The organism is Caenimonas sp. SL110, from assembly GCF_001044395.1.
GTDB lineage: Bacteria > Pseudomonadota > Gammaproteobacteria > Burkholderiales > Burkholderiaceae_C > Ramlibacter.
On sequence record NZ_JANU01000068.1, the window covers coordinates 1 to 19,827 of the forward strand.

At 63.3% G+C, this 19,827-nt stretch carries 15 protein-coding genes; 12 read left to right on the plus strand and 3 right to left on the minus strand.

Annotation, left to right across the window (positions count from 1 at the left end):
* Positions 1-123 precede the first annotated feature (123 nt).
* Together AQ12_RS21335 and AQ12_RS21340 are read right to left on the minus strand one after the other, a co-directional pair.
* Positions 124-1,185, minus strand: coding sequence for an aldo/keto reductase (locus tag AQ12_RS21335; RefSeq protein ID WP_048442005.1), 1,062 nt, complete (start codon positions 1,183-1,185; stop codon positions 124-126).
* A gap of 37 nt (positions 1,186-1,222) precedes the next feature.
* On the minus strand, positions 1,223-2,983 hold the full coding sequence (locus tag AQ12_RS21340; protein WP_048442006.1) for an acyl-CoA synthetase: 1,761 nt from the start codon (positions 2,981-2,983) through the stop codon (positions 1,223-1,225).
* Positions 2,984-3,036: 53 nt separating this feature from the next.
* Here AQ12_RS21340 and AQ12_RS21345 point away from each other — a divergent pair, with 53 nt between their 5' ends.
* From AQ12_RS21345 to AQ12_RS21400, 12 genes are all read left to right on the plus strand, one after another.
* Positions 3,037-3,942 (plus strand): alpha/beta fold hydrolase, encoded by a 906-nt coding sequence (locus tag AQ12_RS21345; protein WP_048442007.1) that lies wholly within the window; start codon positions 3,037-3,039, stop codon positions 3,940-3,942.
* A gap of 128 nt (positions 3,943-4,070) precedes the next feature.
* Positions 4,071-4,991, plus strand: coding sequence for a DUF2927 domain-containing protein (locus AQ12_RS21350; RefSeq protein WP_048442008.1), 921 nt, complete (start codon positions 4,071-4,073; stop codon positions 4,989-4,991).
* A gap of 120 nt (positions 4,992-5,111) precedes the next feature.
* A complete protein-coding gene (locus AQ12_RS21355; RefSeq protein WP_048442009.1) occupies positions 5,112-8,588 on the plus strand; it encodes a response regulator in 3,477 nt (1,158 codons plus the stop codon).
* 37 nt (positions 8,589-8,625) lie between these two features.
* A complete protein-coding gene (locus AQ12_RS21360; RefSeq protein WP_048442056.1) occupies positions 8,626-9,441 on the plus strand; it encodes a CheR family methyltransferase in 816 nt (271 codons plus the stop codon).
* Positions 9,438-10,070, plus strand: coding sequence for a chemotaxis protein CheB (locus AQ12_RS21365; protein ID WP_048442010.1), 633 nt, complete (start codon positions 9,438-9,440; stop codon positions 10,068-10,070). The genes AQ12_RS21360 and AQ12_RS21365 overlap by 4 nt, the downstream gene beginning before the upstream one ends.
* Positions 10,067-11,212 carry a hybrid sensor histidine kinase/response regulator gene (locus tag AQ12_RS21370; protein WP_048442011.1) on the plus strand — a complete coding sequence of 382 codons (1,146 nt, stop codon included), beginning with the start codon at positions 10,067-10,069 and terminating at the stop codon, positions 11,210-11,212. Before AQ12_RS21365 ends, AQ12_RS21370 begins: the two co-directional genes overlap by 4 nt.
* A 30-nt stretch (positions 11,213-11,242) precedes the next feature.
* Positions 11,243-12,347, plus strand: a protein-coding gene (gene prfB / locus AQ12_RS21375; protein WP_152682893.1) for a peptide chain release factor 2 whose coding sequence is annotated in 2 segments (ribosomal slippage) — positions 11,243-11,323 and positions 11,325-12,347 — 1,104 coding nt in all. Because the reading frame shifts where the segments join, the coding sequence is not laid out codon by codon here.
* Between the two features lie 37 nt (positions 12,348-12,384).
* Entirely contained in the window at positions 12,385-13,104 is a 720-nt protein-coding gene (locus tag AQ12_RS21380; RefSeq protein WP_082151730.1) for an HAD family phosphatase, read from the plus strand.
* Positions 13,097-15,751: an aminopeptidase N gene (gene pepN / locus AQ12_RS21385; RefSeq protein WP_048442013.1), complete on the plus strand. Its 2,655-nt coding sequence runs from the start codon at positions 13,097-13,099 to the stop codon at positions 15,749-15,751. The genes AQ12_RS21380 and pepN overlap by 8 nt, the downstream gene beginning before the upstream one ends.
* A 132-nt stretch (positions 15,752-15,883) precedes the next feature.
* The gene (locus AQ12_RS21390; protein ID WP_048442014.1) at positions 15,884-17,146 is read left to right on the plus strand and encodes a 6-phosphofructokinase; all 1,263 of its coding nucleotides are present in this window, start codon (positions 15,884-15,886) and stop codon (positions 17,144-17,146) included.
* A gap of 104 nt (positions 17,147-17,250) precedes the next feature.
* Positions 17,251-17,547 carry a DUF1778 domain-containing protein gene (locus AQ12_RS21395; RefSeq protein ID WP_048442015.1) on the plus strand — a complete coding sequence of 99 codons (297 nt, stop codon included), beginning with the start codon at positions 17,251-17,253 and terminating at the stop codon, positions 17,545-17,547.
* A complete protein-coding gene (locus tag AQ12_RS21400) occupies positions 17,544-18,041 on the plus strand; it encodes a GNAT family N-acetyltransferase (RefSeq protein WP_048442016.1) in 498 nt (165 codons plus the stop codon). Before AQ12_RS21395 ends, AQ12_RS21400 begins: the two co-directional genes overlap by 4 nt.
* Positions 18,042-18,046: 5 nt before the next feature.
* On the opposite strand, the gene AQ12_RS21405 is transcribed toward AQ12_RS21400, so the two are convergent.
* Positions 18,047-19,825, minus strand: coding sequence for a DUF885 family protein (locus tag AQ12_RS21405; RefSeq protein ID WP_048442017.1), 1,779 nt, complete (start codon positions 19,823-19,825; stop codon positions 18,047-18,049).
* Positions 19,826-19,827: the final 2 nt, after the last annotated feature.

The window sequence follows — 19,827 nt, forward strand, 5'->3', positions numbered from 1 at the left end:
CGAATCAAGCACTTGAGTGGTGTTTCTTAAGAGTCCGCAATGACAGCCAATATCAAGTCCGCAATGACAGCCGATATCGAGTCCGGCATGACAGACCGGGCGTCCATCAACAGCCATCACAGCTCAATTCGCCGGATCGCGATGCTTCCACCTGATCGCGTCGATCGCGGCCAGCACCTCCGGCGACAGCGTCGTTCCCAAGGCGGCGACATCTTCATCGAGCTGCGCAATGCTCGTCACGCCGATGATCGTGCTGGCGACCTGCCACTTGGTGTAGCAGAACGCAAGCGCCATCTGCGCGGGCGTCATGCCGTTGGCGCGGGCCAGCGCGTTGTATTCACGCGCCGCAATCAGCGCGCCTTCACGGCCCCAGCGGCCCTTGCGAACGCTCTCGAACTTCGCGATCCGCGCATCCGATGGAGCCGTATCGCCGGTCAGGCCCGATTCATCGTACTTGCCCGTGAGCAATCCAAACCCAAGCGGTGAATAAGCCAGCAGCGAAACATTCAGACGATGCAGGGATTCGTCCAGGGCGTTTTCAAGCGCGCGGCTGATCAGGCAATACACGTTCTGCACCGTCGCGGGTCGCGGCAGGTTGTGCAGCTCGGCCAGTCGCACGAATTCATGCACACCGTACGGTGTCTCATTCGACAGGCCCATGTAGCGAACCTTGCCCGCCTTCACCAGCTTGCCGAATGCCTCCAGCTGCTCGTGGATGGAGGTGACCGTGCGCTCCTTGGTCGGGTCGTAGTAGTTCGCGCCGAACACAGGCACATTGCGCTCGGGCCAGTGGATCTGGTAGAGGTCGATCACGTCGGTCTTGAGCCGCCGCAGTGAGTTGTCGCATGAGGCCACGATGTCCGCCGCCGTCATGCCTTCGCCCGCGCGAACCCACGGCATGCCGCGAGACGGCCCCGCAACCTTGGTGGCAAGAACGACCTTCTGGCGCACGCCGCGATTCTTTTCGAACCAGTTGCCGATGATGGTTTCAGTCGCGCCGTAGGTTTCTGCGCGCGATGGCACGGCGTACATCTCTGCCGTGTCGATGAAGTTGATGCCGTGTTGCTGCGAACGGTCGAGGATGGCGTGCGCTCCCGCCTCGTCCACCTGCTCGCCAAAGGTCATGGTGCCCAGGCAGATCGGCGTGACTTGAAGGCTGCTGGAGCCAAGCTGAATTTTTTGCATGCGAAAGGATAGACGAATCGCGCCGCGCCTGCTGCGTTCAGGACTTCGACCCTGCCCTGGCCTCCTCCTGCAACCGCAACACGCGCCGCTGCACCTTGCCTGTGGTGGTCATGGGCAACGCGTCGATGAATTCGATTTCCTTCGGATATTCATAGGGCGCAAGTTTGCCCTTCACGTGCGCCTGCAACTGCGCGATCAGCTGCATGTCATAGACCGCGCTGCCCTCAACGCTTTCGCCTTGCTGCCGCAGCCGCGCCGCAGCGTAGTCGGGTGCAAGCACCACGAACGCCTTCACCACCGCGCCGCGTTCGCTGTCGGGCTTGGGTACCACGGCAGCATTGACCACAGCCGGATGCTTGACCAGGCAGTTCTCGATTTCGCTCGGGCCGATGCGGTAGCCCGCCGCCTTGAACACATCGTCGGCGCGGCCCTGATACCAGAGGTAGCCGTCCTTGTCGCGCGTGGCGAGATCACCGGTGCGGCACCAGTCGCCGGTGAACTTGTTCGCCGTGGCGTTGTCGTTCTTCCAGTAACCCAGAAAGAAGATCGGATCGGGATCACCATGCACATCGAAGCGGTTCAGCGCGACATCGCCGGGCACGCCCACTTCACATTCATTGCCTTGGTCGTCGATCACCGCCACGCGATGACCGGGATAGGGCTTGCCCATGCTGCCCGGTCGCGCCGGCCATCCGATGCCTTGCGCCGTTCGCCCATTCATCGCGCAGTTGCCCACGATGTAGTTGACCTCGGTCTGCCCGAACATTTCGTTGACGGTGATGCCCAGGTGGTCCTTGCAGTAAGCGAACACGGCGTCGCCGACGGCTTCACCCGCGCTCATCATGGCTTCGAGCTTCAATGAAAAGTGAAGCTCGGGCTCGGGATAGGCCTTCATCATTGCCTTGAGCGCCGTCGGGAAGAGAAAGGTGTGCGTGACGCCATGCTCCTGCATCAGCGTGAACGCGAGTTCCGGCGAGAAGCGGCCGTTGTACGCGACGATGGGACGGCCGAAGTAAAGCGTGGGAAGCAATGCGTCCATCAGTCCGCCGGTCCATGCCCAGTCGGCAGGCGACCAGAAGATGGCATCGCTGTCTTTCTTTCCCGCAAAGCCAAACCAGTTCTGGCTGCACACAAACCCGGGCAGGTTTCCGATCAATGCACGGTGCGGGATCAATGCGCCCTTGGGCGGCCCGGTCGTGCCGCTGGTGTAGATCAGCACGGCGCCCTCATCGGCCTTGGTCGCAACGCAGGTGAAGGTCCGGCCCTGTTGATCCATGGCTGCTTCATAGGCAAGGTCTGCCTGCGCGCCTGCACTGCCCACGCCGACGACCGTGCGAAGCGCAGGACACTTGCTGCGCACTTCATTCATGTTCGCAATCGAACTTTCGTCGCAGATCGCCACCACGGCTTCACTGTCCTGCAGACGGTATTCGAGCGCCTCCGGCCCGAACAGGATGGACAGCGGCATGGCCACCGCGCCCATCTGGAAGATCGCCATGTAGGCGATCGCGGTTTCAAAGCGCTGCGGCATCACGACCGCCACCCGGTCCCCGCGCTGGACTCCTAGCGACACCAGAAGATTGGAAAGCGCGTTGGCGCGGATGTGCAGTTCCTTGTACGAGAGAAACTCGGCGCCCGCCTCCACGCCATGCGCACGAATGGCCGTGCGTTCGATGGCATCGGGCATGGCCGCCCAACGCACGCAGCACTCGTTGGCGATGTTGAAGTGCGCAGGCACTTGCCAGCCAAAGCTGGCGTGCATGCCGGCATAGTTGTCCGTGCGGGGTCTGGTTGCCATGTCGGTCTCCCATGTGATCGAGCGAATGTAACGGGGTCTTTATCATCGGCGGCATGTACCAGGAAAAGAAGCAAGCCCGCAGCGAATTCACGCCGATCCGCAACCTCAACTACCACGTGCTCACATGGGGCGAGCCGGCCCCCGGCAAGGTGCCGCTGGTCATGGTGCATGGCTGGATGGATGTCGCGGCGTCGTGGCAATTTGTCGTCGATGCTTTCAAGGCCGACCACTGGGTCATCGCGCCCGACTGGCGCGGCTATGGCCTGACCACAGGCAGCCCGGTAGATAACTACTGGATTCCCGACTACCTCGCCGACCTCGACTTCCTGCTGGACCACTACAGCCCCGACGCGCCCGTCAACCTGGTCGGCCACAGCCTGGGCGGCAACGTCGCCATGCTCTACGCGGGCACGCGTCCCGACCGAATCCGGAGGCTGGTCAACCTCGAAGGCTTCGGCATGGCGGCCACGCGCCCGTCGATGGCGCCCAAGCGCCTCGCGAAATGGATGGACGAACTCAAGTCCTTTCATCGCGGCGAGATGGCGCTCAAGCCTTATGCATCGGCCGCAGGCGTTGCCGCGCGCCTGATGAAAACCAACGAGCGTCTTTCGCAAGACAAGGCCGACTGGCTCGCGCAGCACTGGGCCGCGCAGGCAGACGACGGCCAGTGGCGCATCCTGGGCGACGCAGCGCACAAGATCACCAACGCCAACCTCTACCAGGTGCCCGAAGTGCTGGAGACCTTCAAGTCCATCACGGCGCCCACGCTCGCTGTCGAGACCCGTCACGACAGCCTGTCGCAGTGGTGGCAAGGCAAATACACTCTGGCCGAGTACCACGAACGTTTGAAGTCGGTTGCGGATGTGCGCATTGCCGTCGTGGATGAGGCCGGGCACATGCTGCACCACGACCAGCCCGAAGTTGTGGCGGGACTCATTGAAGAGTTCATCGCTCTGTAGGAGGCGTCCGACATTGCGAAAAATTCCCGATGGGCAGCCCAGCAGGACTGTAAGAACGTAACAGCGCTTGAAGTAGGACGCGTCCTACCGCACACTCCTGCCACCCAAACGGTGTTCGGAGTAATCGGATGCGCGGAAAGTTTTTCGGTCTGCTGGTCGCTTGCCTGCTGCCTCTCGGCGCTGTTGCCGATGAGTTCGACTCGGGGCTGGCGACCCTGTGGGAAGTGCTGTGGCACCAGAGCGGCACACCCACACGCATCGTGCGCTGGGAAGGCGACATCCGCGTGCGGCTGCACGGCGTCAACCTCGCCCAGCACCGCGAACACACACTGAAAGCCCTGCGCACCGTCACCGCAGAGGCAGGCATCAACCTCATCGACGTGAGCGCCCTGCCCGCTGCAGAGCAGCACGCCAACCTCAACGTCGAGATCATCCCGGACAACCAGCTCGAAGACGTGCAGCCCTGCGTGACCGTGCTCGACTTCAAGGCCGAAACAAAAATCGAAAGCGCCACGGTCCAGATGCGCAGCAAGGACGCCTGGCGCTGCGCGTATCACGAAGCCATGCATGTCATGGGCGTTCGCGGCCACCCGGCCGGCCAGACCGTGCTGAGCTATTTCCCCTGGAAGGTGGACGGCCTGCTGCCGCTGGACAAGGTCATGCTGCGCGCCTGGTATTCCCCGCGCATGGTGGGCGGCATGACGCCTTTCGAAGCCCTGCCGGTGCTGGCGGACCAGCTCGTGGCGATCTCGCCCAACAAGACCACCGCGGCCCACGCTCGCGACAGGTTCTTCATTGCCACGGTGCAGCAGATGCACGCCTACGCCAACGGCCAGGGCGACATCCCTGCCGTGGTCAAGCGCTCGGGCAAGGCCACGCCCGACGGCATTCGCTACGGCCGCGGCGAGATGAGTTACTTCCTGGGCATTGCATACCTCGAAGGTAATACCGTGACGCGCGATGCCACGCAAGCCGTGCAGTGGCTCGAACGCGCAGCGACCATGGGCAACCGGGGTGCGCAGGCGCGGCTCGGCGCGTTCAAGCAGTAAGCGGCGCGCCGCACGAGGCGGCCACCGCCCGGTGGCTGCAACTCATCCATGGGCTGGGACGCCCCAAAACATCCGCTGGTTGGGGCACACTCGCCGATTGCCTGTCGAGCTGTACCGTCCATGCCCAACTCTGTCGCGCCGCCCGCCCACGATTCCAGCGAATTCAAACGCATCCTGTCGCGCAATGTCGCGCTCCCCCTGGGGGTCGGCATTTTTGGCGCGGTTCTCTTTGTCGCGCTGATCGTCTACCTTCTGTCCACCATCGCCAAGGTGGAGCACACCGATGCCGTGCTTCGCAAGGTGAGCGTGCTGCTGCGCCTGTCGATCGACCAGGAAACCGGAATGCGCGGCTTCGTGCTGACCGGCGACGAGCAGTTTCTGGACCCCTTCGCGCAAGCCGGTCCGCGCTTCAAATCCGAAAGCGACAGCCTCAAGCAACTCATCTCGGACAGCCCGGTTCAACTCGAGCGACTGAAGAAAATCGATTCATTGCAAGCCCAGTGGGATGGTTTTGCACAAGAGATGATCGCGATGCGTCGTGCCAACCTGGACGCAACCGACGCCATCAAGTCGCGCAGGGGCAAGCGCATCACCGACGAAATGCGCAACGAGTTCGAACTGTTCGAACGCATCGAGCAACGATTGCGGGCCGAGCGCAATGACACGGCGACGCGCAACGCGATCATCGTCGTGGTGTTGTACATGCTGTTCACGCTGTCGCTCAGCGCCTTGCTGGCGTACTTCGGCCGGCGCGAGTTGCTGGGGCTTTCCACCACCTTCAGTGACGCGCTCGAAGCCCAGGCCGCGCAGGCCGATGGGCTGCGTTCGCAGGCGTGGCTGCGAGACGGCCAACGCCAACTCGTCGAGAGCCTGGCGGGCAAGCAGCAACTCGGCGTGCTCGGGCACAACGCGCTGGACTTTCTTTCCCGCTACATGGGTTGCGTGGTCGGCGCCCTGTATGTGCGCAACGCGCAGGGCAAGCTCGACCGTGTGGCTGGCTGGGGCTTTGACAGCGCTAGCACCGAGGCCGGCCGCAGCTTCGACCAGGACGACAGCATCGTGGCGGAGGCGGCCGCGAGCAACCGGCAGATCCGGCTGGACAACGTGACCGACAGTTTCCTGCGCATCACCTCGGGGCTCGGCCAGGGCAGCCCGCGCAGCATCATCGTCTCGCCGGTTGAAAACGATGGCGAAGTCAATGGTGTCGTGGAACTGGGTTTCCTGCGGCCCTTGCACGATCGCGATGTGGAGCTGCTGCAGCTTGCGCGCTCCAGCCTCGGGGCAGCGGTGGAAGCTGCACGCTACCGTCAGCGCCTGCAGGACACGCTCGAAGAAACCCAGCAGCTCAACGAAGAGCTGCAGGTCCAGCAGGAAGAACTGCGCACCACCAACGAAGAGCTCGAAGAGCAGTCGCGCGCCCTCAAGGAGTCGCAAGCGCATCTGGAAACCCAGCAGGCCGAACTCGAGCAGATCAACCTGCAGCTGTCCGAGCAGCGCGACGCGCTCGACCAGAAAAATGACGCCCTCAAAGAAGTGCAGGTCGAAGTCGAAAAGCGCGCGCTGGAACTCGAACGTGCGAGCCGCTACAAATCCGAGTTCCTGGCGAACATGTCGCACGAACTGCGCACGCCGCTCAACAGCTCGCTCATCCTGGCACGCCTCTTGGGCGACAACAGCAAGGGCAACCTGGACGAAGAGCAGGTCAAGTTCGCCGAGTCGATCTATTCGGCAGGCAACGATTTGCTCAACCTCATCAACGACATCCTGGACATCGCCAAGGTCGAGGCCGGCAAGCTCGAAGTGCGGCCGGAGGTCACCGGTATCGCCGGCATGGCCGAAGCGCTCAAGCGCACCTTCGAGCCGCTGGCAGCCGACAAGCACCTGGCCTTCGAGCTGAATCTGGCCGACGACTTGCCAGCGACGCTCTACACCGACCGGCAGCGGGTCGAGCAGATCCTGAAGAACCTGCTGTCCAACGCAGTGAAGTTCACCGACAAGGGCAAGGTGTCCGTGAATGTCGAGCGTCAAGGCGCAAGCGCAGTGGCCTTTCGCGTCAGCGACTCGGGCATCGGTATCGACCCCAGCCAGCATGCGCTGATTTTCGAAGCGTTCCGGCAGGCCGACGGCACCACCAGCCGGCGCTTTGGCGGCACCGGACTGGGCCTGTCGATCTCGCGCGACCTCGCGCATCTGCTGGGCGGCGCAATCTCTGTCGAGAGCCGTCCCGGCCAGGGCAGCACCTTCACCCTCTCGCTGCCCATCGAGTATTCGGGCGCACAGGAACAGCCCGCATCGGCGCCTGCGCCAACCGAAGCGCCGATGTATCGCGCGCCGCAGCCCACACCGGCGGCAACCAAGGCGCCGCGCGCCGCGCCCATGGACGACGACCGCAACGTGCAACTGCTGCCCCAGCAACGCCGTGTGCTGGTGGTTGAAGACGAGCCGCAGTTCGCACAGATCCTGCGCGACCTTGCACGCGAGCTGGGCTACAACTGCGTCATCGCGCAGCAGGCCGACGAAGCGCTCGAACTGGCAGAGAGTTTCAAGCCCGATGCCATGCTGCTGGACATGCGCCTGCCCGATACCTCGGGCCTGTCAGTGCTGCAGCGCATCAAGGAGAACCCGTCCACGCGCCACATTCCGGTTCATGTGATCTCCGGCGAGGACGTATCGGAAACGGCATTGCAGATGGGCGCCATCGGCTATGCGCGCAAGCCCACCTCGCGCGACGAACTGCGACAGGTCTTCGGGCGGCTCGAAGCCAAGCTCTCGCAAAAGGTGCAGCGTGTGCTCGTGGTCGAAGACGACAAGTTGCAGCGCGAAAGCATTGCCCTGCTGATCGGCGACGACGACATCGAGATCGTCACGGCCGAGACCGGTGCCCAGGCGCTGGAGAAGCTGCACACCGACATCTTCGACTGCATGATCATCGACCTGAAGCTGCCCGACATGCCGGGCAACGAGGTGCTCAAGCGCATGGCGAGCGAAGAGATCCGCTCGTTCCCGCCGGTGATCGTCTACACCGGCCGCAACCTCACGCGCGAGGAAGAAGCCGAGCTACAGCGCTACTCGCGCTCCATCATCATCAAGGGCGCGCGTTCACCTGAACGCCTGCTCGACGAGGTGACGCTGTTTCTGCACAAGGTCGAATCGGACCTGTCGTCCGAACGCCAGAAGATGCTGCGCCTGGTGCGCAACCGCGACAAGGTCTTCGAGGGTCGGCGCATCCTGCTGGTCGATGACGACGTGCGCAACATCTTTGCGCTCACCAGCGCGCTGGAGCACAAGGGTGCGACGGTGGAGATCGCGCGCCACGGCCAGGAGTCGCTCGACAAGCTCGCCGCCAACGACAACATCGACCTGGTGCTGATGGACATCATGATGCCCGGCATGGACGGCTACACCGCCATGCGCGAAATTCGCAAGAACGTGAAGTGGCGCAACCTGCCGATCATTGCAGTCACTGCCAAGGCGATGCGCGACGACCAGGAACGCTGCCTGGCCGCAGGTGCCAACGACTATCTCGCCAAGCCGATCGAGCTGGAGCGCCTCTTCTCGCTGATCCGCGTGTGGATGCCCAAGCTGGAGCGCATCTAGCGCTCTCCCCGCATTACCCGACAAGCAATCCATGACCATGTCCCAGGCTGTCGATATCGAGCTTCGGCTCCTGATCGAGGCGATCTTCCTGCGCTACAGCCACGACTTTCGTGACTACTCGGTCGCGTCGCTCAAGCGCCGTGTGCTGCATGCGCAAACGCAGCTGGACTACCCGTCCATCTCCAGCATGCAGGAGCGAATCCTGCGCGATGCGGATGCGTTCGGCCAGCTCATGCAGTACCTCACCGTGCCCGTCAGCGACATGTTTCGCGACCCCGCGTACTTTCTGGCGCTGCGCCGCATCGTCGTGCCCGTGCTGCGCACCTATCCTTCCATCAAGGTCTGGGTGGCCGGCTGCAGCACCGGCGAAGAGGTTTATTCGCTGGCGATCCTGCTGCGCGAAGAGGGCCTGCTCGACCGCACCATCCTGTACGCCACCGACATCAATCCCGTCTCGCTCGACAGCGCGCGCCACGGCGTGCTGCCGCTGGAGCGCGTGAGCAACTACACCGCCAACTACCAAAAGGGCGGCGGCCTGCGCAGTTTTTCGGACTACTACACGGCGGCCTATGGCGGTGCGCTCTTTGACAAGTCCCTGCGCGACAACATCACCTTCGCCGATCACAGCCTGGCGACGGACAGCGTCTTTTCCGAGACGCAATTCATCTCGTGCCGCAACGTGCTGATCTACTTCAACCGCAAACTGCAGGATCGCGCGCTGGGCCTTTTCCACGAGTCGCTCAGCCATCGCGGGTTTCTGGGGCTGGGCTCCAAGGAGACGCTCGACTTCTCGATGTGGCGCAACAAGTTCGAGCCCGCCTCCAAGCCCGATCGCATCTACCGCAAGCTATGAGACCCGCTACTGCTCCCGCCAGCGGCGCGGCTCGCACCGCCATTCCAGCCGGCTTCCGGCGACCGGTGCGGCTGGTCGCGATCGGCGCGTCGGCTGGCGGCGTCGAGGCGCTGCTCACGCTGCTGTCGGGCTTGCCGCGAGGCTACGGCGTGAGCGTGGCCGTGGTGCTGCACCTGCGCGAGGAGCGCGACAGCCTGCTGGCGAATCTTTTTTCCGCCCGCTGCGCCATCCCGGTGTCCGAGGCTTTCGACAAGCAACCGGTCGAACCCGGCGTGATCTACTTCGCGCCGCCGGGCTATCACCTGCTGCTCGAATCGGACTGCAGCTTCTCGCTCAGCTGCGACGCACCCGAACGCTTCAGCCGTCCTTCAATCGATGTGTTCTTCGCGTCCGCAGCCGACGCCCTGGGGCCTGACCTGGCCTGCGTGCTGCTCACAGGCGCCAACGACGACGGCTCTCGCGCATTGGCGTACGCTGGCGGGCTGGGCGCACTCACCGTCGTGCAAGACCCTGCGCAGGCCCAAAATAGCGACATGCCAGCGGCGGCCATTGCGCGCCGCGCCCCCGATTTCATCCTGCCCCTGGAAGGAATACGCGACCTGATGACTCACCTGGAACCCACGCCATGAACCCCGTCAAGCTGCTGATCGTCGATGACCTGCGCGAAAACCTGGTCGCGCTCGAAGCCCTGATCCGCCAGGAAGATCGCCAGATCTACAAGGCCTTCTCTGGAGATGAGGCGCTCGCCCTCCTGCTAGAACACGACTTTGCCCTCGCCATCCTGGACGTGCAGATGCCCGGCATGAACGGGCTCGACCTCGCGGCGATGATGCGCGGCACCGAAAAGACCCGGCGCATCCCGATCGTGTTCGTGAGCGCGGGCGCGCAGGAGCTCAACTACGCCTTCAAGGGGTACGAGACCGGCGCGGTCGATTTTCTCTACAAGCCGCTCGATCCACATGCGGTGCGAAGCAAGGTCAATGTCTTTGTCGAGATCTACCGCCAGCGCCAGCAACAGGAAATGCTGCTGGCCGAACTGCGCGATACGCAGGCCGAGTTGCAGCGCTCCATCGAGATGCGCGACGACTTTGTCTCCATGGTGTCGCACGAGCTGCGCACGCCGCTCAACACGCTCTACCTGCAAACACAACTGCGAAGGCGCATGGCCAGCGGCGTGACCCTGACGCCCGCACAGATGACCGCGATGGTCGAGCGCGACGAGCAGCAGATCAGGAACATGGTGCGGCTGATCGACGACATGCTGGATGTATCGCGCCTGCGCAAGGGCACGCTCGCGATCCAGCCTGCGGCGGCGGATCTGGCGGTGCTGGTCAAGCGGGTCATCGAAAGCTACGCGGACCAGGGCGCCAACGTCGGATGCCCGATGGAATACAGCGGGCCGGACACCTTGCCCGGCATCTGGGACGAATTCCGGATCGAACAGGTGGTCGCCAACCTGCTGACCAATGCGATCCGCTATGGCGGAGGCAAGCCCGTCAAGGTGACGGTCGAGGCGTCGGGCCAGGAAGCCACGGTGTCGGTGCGCGACCAGGGCATCGGCATTGCGCCGCAGGACCAGGCGCGCATCTTCGAGCAGTTCGAGCGAGCCGTCGGCAAACAGGTCGCGCCGGGCCTGGGCCTGGGCCTGTTCATCACCCGGCAAATCGTCGAAGCGCACGGCGGAACCATCAGCGTGGAAAGCTCTGCCGGCGAAGGCTCGACCTTCATCGTGCGATTGCCCCGCCGCACGCCCTCGGCTCCCCTGTCATGACACAATCCGGGATTAACCCGGAAGACGATCATGGAAGCAGAACAAATCAACGCCATCGGCGCCCAACTCTCCGACCTTTCCTCGCGCACGCAAGAGCTTCGGGGGTATCTTTGACTTCGATGCCAAATCGGAACGACTGAGAACCGTCAACGCATCGCTCGAAGACCCGCAGGTCTGGAACGACCCCAAGAAAGCCCAGGAACTGGGCCGCGAAAAAAAGCAGCTCGACAGCACGGTCGTCACGCTCTCGACCCTCACCAGCGAACTGTCGGACAACCTCGAGTTGTTCGAGATGAGCAAGGAAGAAGGCGACGAGGCGGGCCTTGCAACCATCGCAGCTGAAGCCGCCAAGCTGGCCAAGCTGGTGGAGGAACTCGAGTTCCGCCGCATGTTCAACAAGCCTGCCGACCCGCTCAATGCCTTCCTGGACATCCAGGCCGGCGCGGGCGGCACCGAAGCGTGCGACTGGGCCAGCATGCTGCTGCGCCAGTACCTCAAGTACGCCGAGCGCAAGGGCTTCAAGAGCATCGTCGAAGACGAAACACCCGGCGATACGGCAGGCATCAAGAGTGCGACGATCAAGCTCGAAGGCGAATACGCCTACGGCCTGCTGCGCACGGAAACCGGTGTTCACCGCCTGGTGCGCAAATCGCCGTTCGACTCATCGGGTGGACGCCACACGAGTTTTGCGAGCGTGTTTGTCTATCCCGAGATCGACGACTCGATCGAGATCGACATCAACCCGGCCGATGTGCGGGTGGACACCTACCGTGCCAGCGGCGCGGGCGGCCAGCACATCAACAAGACCGATTCCGCCGTACGCCTGACACACTTGCCCACGAACATCGTCGTGCAATGCCAGGACAGCCGCAGCCAGCACAGCAACCGCGACGTCGCGTGGAAGCGCCTGCGCTCGCGCCTGTACGACCACGAGATGCGCAAGCGCCAGGAAGAGCAGCAAAAGCTCGAGGACACCAAGACCGATGTGGGCTGGGGTCACCAGATTCGCAGCTATGTCCTGGACAACAGCCGCATCAAGGACCTGCGCACGGGCGTGGAGATTTCCGCGACCCAGAAAGTGCTGGACGGCGACCTGGATGCGTTCATCGAGGCAAGCCTGAAGCAGGGCGTATGAGGAGTCAGGCGGTCATTGCGGGCTCGACCCGCAATCCATGTCTTCGGCAGCCGTCGCCGCTGCGCGGCATGACAGCCCCGGGGGCGGGGACGTGAGAACCTCCGCGTTGATCTTCGACATGGACGGCACCATGATCGACTCGATGCCGTGGCATGCGAGAAGCTGGGTCGAGTTCACGCGCAGGCATGGCGTGGATATCAACGCCGCCGAGCTGATGCGCCGCACCACCGGCCGCACCGGCATCGAATGCATGACCGACGTGTTCGGGCGTGAAATGGAAACCGAAGAGGCGCTCGCCCTCATCAGCGAGAAAGAAGCGATCTACCGCGACCTGTTCACGCCGGTGTTTCGCGAGGTGAGTGGCTTCAAGGCGTTTTCCTCCGACGCTCGCAACCGCGGCCTCAAGGTCGGCGTCGGTACCGCCGGCGACAGGCACAACATCGCATTCGCTTTCGGGCATCTCGCGATGCCGGTTCCGCCCCACGCCGTTGTCGGTGGCGACGAGGGCTTGCCCGGCAAACCACAGCCCGATATTTTTCTGGAAGCCGCACGCCGCATGGACGTGCCGGCGCATGAGTGCATCGTTTTCGAGGATGCACCGTTCGGCATCGAAGCAGCGCGGCGCGCAGGCATGCGCGCGGTGGCGATCTGCTCCAGCCACCAGGCCAGCGAACTGGCAGGACCCCATGTAGTGGCGCAGGTGCGCGACTATGACGAGTTAATGAAGACGAACTTTCTGGAGAGCCTTTATGCGTGAAGGACATGGCAACGTGATTTACCGTTCCGACTACCAGGAGCCGGCGTTCTGGATCGACAGCGTCGACCTGTGCTTCGACCTCGACCCGCAAAAGACGCGGGTGCTCAACCGGATGAAGGTCCGGCGCAATCCCAACGTGCCGCCACAGGCCCTGCGCCTGGACGGCGAAGAGCTGAACCTGGCTCGCGTGATGGTCAACGGCCAGGGCATCTCGTTCAAGATCGACGGCAACGCGCTGGTCCTGGAGAACGTGCCTTCGGGCACCGAGGCCTTCGACCTGGAGATTTTCACGACCTGCTCGCCGGCAAAGAACACCAGCCTGTCGGGCATCTACACCAGCAACGATTCGTTCTTCACGCAGTGCGAAGCCGAGGGCTTCCGGCGCATCACCTACTTCCTGGATCGCCCCGACGTGATGGCGAGCTACACGGTGCTGATCCGCGCGGACAAGCGCAAGTACCCGGTGCTGCTGTCCAACGGCAACCTGGTCGAGCAAGGCGAGCTGGACGACGGCCGCCACTTCGCGCGCTGGGTCGATCCGTTCCGCAAGCCGAGCTACCTGTTTGCCCTGGTGGCCGGCCAGCTCGTCGCACGCGAACAGCGCATCACCTCGCGTGCGGGCAACGACCACCTGCTGCAGGTGTATGTACGCCCCGGCGACCTGGACAAGACCGAGCACGCGATGAATTCGCTGATGGCTTCGGTGGCATGGGACGAAGCACGCTTTGGCCTGTCGCTGGACCTGGAGCGTTTCATGATCGTCGCCACCAGCGACTTCAACATGGGCGCGATGGAAAACAAGGGCCTGAACATCTTCAACACCAAGTACGTGCTGGCGAGCCAGGCGACTGCCACCGACACCGATTTCAACAACATCGAATCGGTGGTGGGCCACGAGTACTTCCACAACTGGACCGGCAACCGCATCACCTGCCGCGACTGGTTCCAGCTGTCGCTCAAAGAAGGCCTCACGGTTTTCCGCGACCAGGAATTCAGCATGGACCTGGCGGGCGAGGCATCGGCCCGCGCAGTCAAGCGCATCGAAGACGTTCGCGTGTTGCGCACAGCGCAGTTCCCGGAAGACGCGGGCCCGATGGCGCATCCGGTGCGGCCCGACCAGTATCTTGAAATCAACAATTTCTACACCGTCACGATCTACGAAAAGGGCGCCGAAGTCGTTCGCATGATGCAGACGCTGGTGGGGCGCGACGGGTTCCGCAAGGGGATGGACCTTTACTTCCAGCGCCATGACGGCAGCGCCGTGACCTGCGACGACTTCGCGCAGGCGATTGCCGATGCCAACCCTGATTCAAAGCTCGCGCAGCTCTTGCCGCAATTCAAGCGCTGGTACAGCCAGGCCGGCACGCCGCGCGTGAAGGCCACCGCAAGCTTCGATGCAGATGCCGGCATCTACAGCCTCACGCTCACGCAGAGCTGCCCCGCAACGCCGGGACAGGCAGAAAAAGAGCCCTTCGTCATTCCCGTTGGACTGGGCCTGTTGTCCGCCGATGGCAGCGAACTGACCCAGGGCATGCACGTGATGACGCAGGCCAGCGAGACCCTGACTTTCCCGGGCCTTCAAGGCGCGCCGGTGCCTTCCATCCTGCGCGGTTTCAGCGCACCCGTGGTGCTGGAGTTCGATTACACCGACCGGCAACTGCTCACCCTGCTCGCGCACGACACAGACCCGTTCAACCGCTGGGAAGCGGGTCAGCGCCTGGCCCTGAACCGCGCACTCGCGTTCATCGCGCAGGATGGCCTCAACCCTTCTGACATTCGGCTGGATGCGCCGTACATCGAAGCCATCCGCACCGTCCTGCGTCATCCCACGCTGGACGCCGCGTTCAAGGAACTGGCGCTGACCCTGCCTGCCGAAAGCTACATCGGCGAACAGCTCGATGTGGTCGATCCGCAGCGAATCCATGCGGTGCGCGAAGCCATGCGCGAACAGATCGCGCAGCAACTGCGCGCCGACTGGGAATGGGCGTTCGAGACGCACAAGGAAAACGGTGCGTACTCGCCCGATTCCGTTTCGTCGGGCCGTCGCGCCCTGGCCGGCATGGCGCTCAGCCAGTTGTGCCTGGCATCGCGCGCCAGTTCCGACCCCGTCTGGCCGGGCAAGGCGTTGCAGCGTTTCAAGGACGCCAGCAACATGACCGACCGCTTCAACGCCCTCGCCGCCCTGGTGACCAGCGGCCACGAGCTGGCCGCCCCTGCCCTGCAGCGCTTCCATGCGATGTTCAAGGATGAGGCGCTGGTGCTGGACAAGTGGTTCGCCTTGCAGGCGGGCGCTCCCGATCGCGGCGGCCATGTGCTGCCCATCGTCAGGCAGCTGATGTCGCATCCCGACTTCAGCATCCGCAACCCGAACCGCGCGCGCAGCGTGATCTTCAGCTATTGCAGTGCGAACCCGGGCGGCTTCCACCGCGCGGATGCGGCAGGCTATGTGTTCTGGGCCGACAAGGTGATCGAGCTGGACAGCATCAATCCGCAAGTAGCTGCGCGGCTGGCACGTGCGCTGGATCGCTGGAAGAAGCTGGCCGAACCGCAGCGCAGTGCTGCCCGCGAGGCGATCGCACGCGTCGCCGCAAAGCCTGATCTGAGCAACGATGTGCGCGAGGTCGTCACGCGCGCGCTGAGCGACTGAACATCCTGGACCCCGGGTCAAGCCCGGGGTGACAGCCCTGGTGGCTGTTGCCAGGAGTGACAGCTGTAGTGGCTGTCATTGCGGACTTGATCCGCAATCCATGTCTTCAACCCGAAACTCGAAGGACAAACGATGGCCACCAAAAAGAAGAACGCGTTCTACGCACAATCGGGCGGTGTCACCGCCGTCATCAACGCATCGGCCTGCGGCGTCATCCAGACGGCGCGCGCGCACGGCGGCAAGATCGGCAAGGTCTACGCGGGACGCAACGGCATCATCGGCGCGTTGACCGAAGACCTCATCGACACCAGCAAGGAGTCGGCCGCTGCCATCGAAGGCCTGCGTTCCACGCCTTCAGGCGCATTCGGCTCCTGCCGCTTCAAGCTCAAATCGCTTGAAGCCAACAAGCGCGAATACGAACGCCTGATCGAGGTGTTCAAGGCGCACGACATCGGCTACTTCTTCTACAACGGCGGCGGCGACTCGGCCGACACCTGTTACAAGGTCAGCCAGTTGTCCGAGTCCATGGGCTACCCGATCCAGGCGATCCACGTACCCAAGACGGTGGACAACGACCTGCCGATCACCGACTGCTGCCCCGGCTTCGGTTCGGTTGCAAAGTACGTGGCGGTGTCCGCGCTCGAAGCATCGTTCGACGTGCGCTCGATGGCCAAGACATCGACCAAGGTGTTCGTGCTCGAAGTGATGGGCCGGCACGCAGGCTGGATCGCCGCTGCGGGCGGCCTGATCGACAAGCAGGGCATACCGGTTGTCGTGCTGTTCCCCGAGATTGCGTTCGACAAGGCCAACTTCCTGGCGCGCGTGCAGGAGCTGGTGAAAAAGCATGGCTTCTGCACGGTGGTCGTCTCTGAAGGCTGCCACGATGCGGACGGCAAGTTCCTGGCTGAACAAGGCACGCGCGATGCATTCGGCCACGCGCAACTCGGCGGCGCAGCGCCCGTCGTTGCCAACATGATCAAGGAGGCGCACGGCTACAAGTTCCACTGGGCCGTTGCCGATTACCTGCAGCGCTCTGCGCGCCACATCGCATCGAAGACCGATGTGAAGCAGGCTTATGAGTTGGGCAAGGCGGCAGTGCAACTGGCGCTCAAGGGCCACAACGCGGTGATGCCCACCATCGACCGCGTGAGCGACAAGCCCTACAAGTACAAGATCGGCATGGCGCCGCTGTCCAAGGTCGCGAACGTCGAGAAATTCATGCCGCGCGACTTCATCAGCGCCGATGGTTTCGGCATCACCGAAAAGTGCCGCAAGTACCTGATGCCGCTGATCCAGGGTGAGGACTACCCGCGCTACAAGGACGGGTTGCCGGTTTATGTGACGTTGAAGAACGTGGCGGTTGCCAAGAAGTTGCCACCGTTTGAATTGAAGTGAATCGTGTCCCCTCCCCCTCTGGGGTAGGGTGGGGGCATGCAGTGGACGGCGTGCGTCGTTTGTACTAACATCACTGCCCATCGAACCACTGGCAGAGGTGCCCCATGGCTGCAGCTTCATCATCATCAGCTTCCCCGCGCTCTTCGCGAGTCGGACTGCGGGCGACGCACGAACAGGAAGCCGTGCTGCGTCGTGCGGCCGAAGTTGCACACAAGTCCCTGACCGATTTCATTCTCGATAGCGCCTGCCTGGCCGCAGAGCAGACTTTGCTGGATCAACGCCTGTTCATGGTGAGCGGTGCTGAGTACCAGGACTTCATGACCCTCCTGGATCAGCCCGAATCCGAAAACAAGGGGTTGAGCGATCTGTTCGCCCGCAAGGCTCCCTGGAAGAAGTCTTGAGCATCCGCGCTCCGGTGCCCCTGTGCGCCCAGCATCTTCTGGACGGGTTCGACTGCGGCAAGGCCGCATTGAACGAGTGGCTCCTGCGGCATGCCAGCCAGGCCCAGGGTAGCGGCTCTGCGAAGACTTTCGTCGCTTCTGAAAAGGACCGTGTGGTCGGCTACTTCAGCCTGACGGTGGGTCAGGTCGACACCCTGGATGTGCCTGAGCGGATTCGCAAAGGCATGGGCCAGTACGCCGTTCCGGTAGTCGTCCTCGCTCGCCTGGCGGTTTCCATTCAGGACCAGGGTCGCGGTATAGGACTGGGGCTGCTTCAGGATGCCATCCGCCGCACCGTGCTTATCGCAGAGCAAGCCGGCGTCAGGGCCATGTTGACTCACCCGATCGACGAAGAAGCAGCGATGTTCTATATGCGCTTCGGGTTCTCCGCCTCGCCACTACGGGAGCAACAGTTGCTTTTGCTGCTCAAGGATGCGCGCCGCTGGGTGCGTTGATCGCGTCAGCGTGCCTTCTCAGCCGCCACCCACTCATCCACCACCTTCTCCAGCACATCCATCGGCAACGCACCGTTGTCGATGGCGACGTTATGGAAACGGCGCAGATCGAACTTCGCACCCAGCGCGGCTTTCGACTTCTCGCGCAACTGCGCAAACTTGAGCGCGCCGATCATGTAGCCCAGCGCCTGCCCCGGCTGCGAGATGTAGCGATCGACTTCCGATGTCACGAAGCCCACATCCATTCCCGTGCGCTCCACCATGAAATCAATCGACTGCTGGCGCGACCAGCCCAGGCTGTGGATGCCGGTATCGACGACCAGCCGTGCCGCGCGAAACGCACGCCACTGGAGGTGACCAAACAGGTCGTACGGGTCCTCATACAAACCGATCTCACGCCCCAATGCTTCGGCATACACCGCCCAACCCTCGACGAACGCGGTGTACCCACCGCCGCGCCGGAACTCGGGCAATGACTTCAGCTCGATGGCACGCGCGATCTGCAGGTGATGGCCGGGCACGGCCTCGTGCGCAGTCAGCGTGGCCATGCGCCACATGGGCCGCGTCTTCCAGCCCAGCACATTGGCGTTGAACCAGCCCGGGGTCGATCCATCCACCGCCGGGCCGTTGTAATACTCCGCTGAATCCGGGCCACGAAATGCGGGCATGCCGCGCACGCCGTACGGTGCACGCGGCAGTTCGGCAAACAGGCGCGGCAACTGCGCGTCGATTCGCTTGGAAATATCGCGATAGCCCGCGAGCAACTCATCCGGGCCCTTGTGAAAGAACTTCGGATCGGTCGTGAGGTACGCAATGAACTGCGCGAAGTTGCCCTGGAACTTCGTGCGCTGCATCACGCCTTCCATCTCGGCGCGAATGGCGGCGAGTTCACGCAGGCCGATGGCATGGATCTGCGCTGCGGACAGCTGGGTCGTCGTGCGGTGGCGAACCAGGCCGTCGTACACCTTCACCCCATCGGGGTAACGATGCAAGGCGCCGTCTGCCGGTGCGCGCGGCAAATATTCGTCGGCAACGAACGCACGCAGCTTGCGAAGCGGCGGGATCACATCGCGTGCAATGGCCGTGCGAGCCGATGCCCGCAGCGCTGCCTGGTCAGCCGCTGGTATGCCGGCGCCCAGCGTCTTGAACGGTGCGTAGTACGGCCCCGCTTCGACATCCGCAGGCATTTGCTTGTCGATCTGGTCGAGCACCCGGGCGAGCACGTCGCGCGACGACACCCAGCCCAGCGCCATCGAACGGCGCATGCAGTCGATCTCCTGGTCCATCCAGCGCGGATACGCGGCCATGCGCGCGAGCATCTGCTCGACTTGCGCACGGGTTGCAACCGGCGATGCCCGCAGCAAATCCGCCAGGCCCGTGTGCGACCCGCCGAGCGCGCCGAGGTTCAGGCATCGGTAGCCTGTCCACGCCTGCTCTTCGACATAGCGCTCATGGTTGCTGATGAAAAGGTCCAGCGAGAGGCGGTCGCCCGCGGACAAGCGTTCACGGCGCAACTGCTTCGCCTCTGCGACCCACGCGCGATTTTGCGCATCCCATGCCGCGACGGCCTCTGGCGAGCCGTCCGACAATTGATCGTTGTAGCGATAGTCGCCGCGATAGGTGGTCCACTCCGGAAAGCGCCTGGCTACCGCTTCCCAGTTGCGGTCAAACAGCGCCTTGAGCGCAGCCGTCTCCTGGGGATCAACCTGGGCCTGGGCCTGCGCGGGGGCGAGGTTCGCGCAGCACAACACCAGCAAGAAAGCCGCACTCCGGATGATGTTCATGG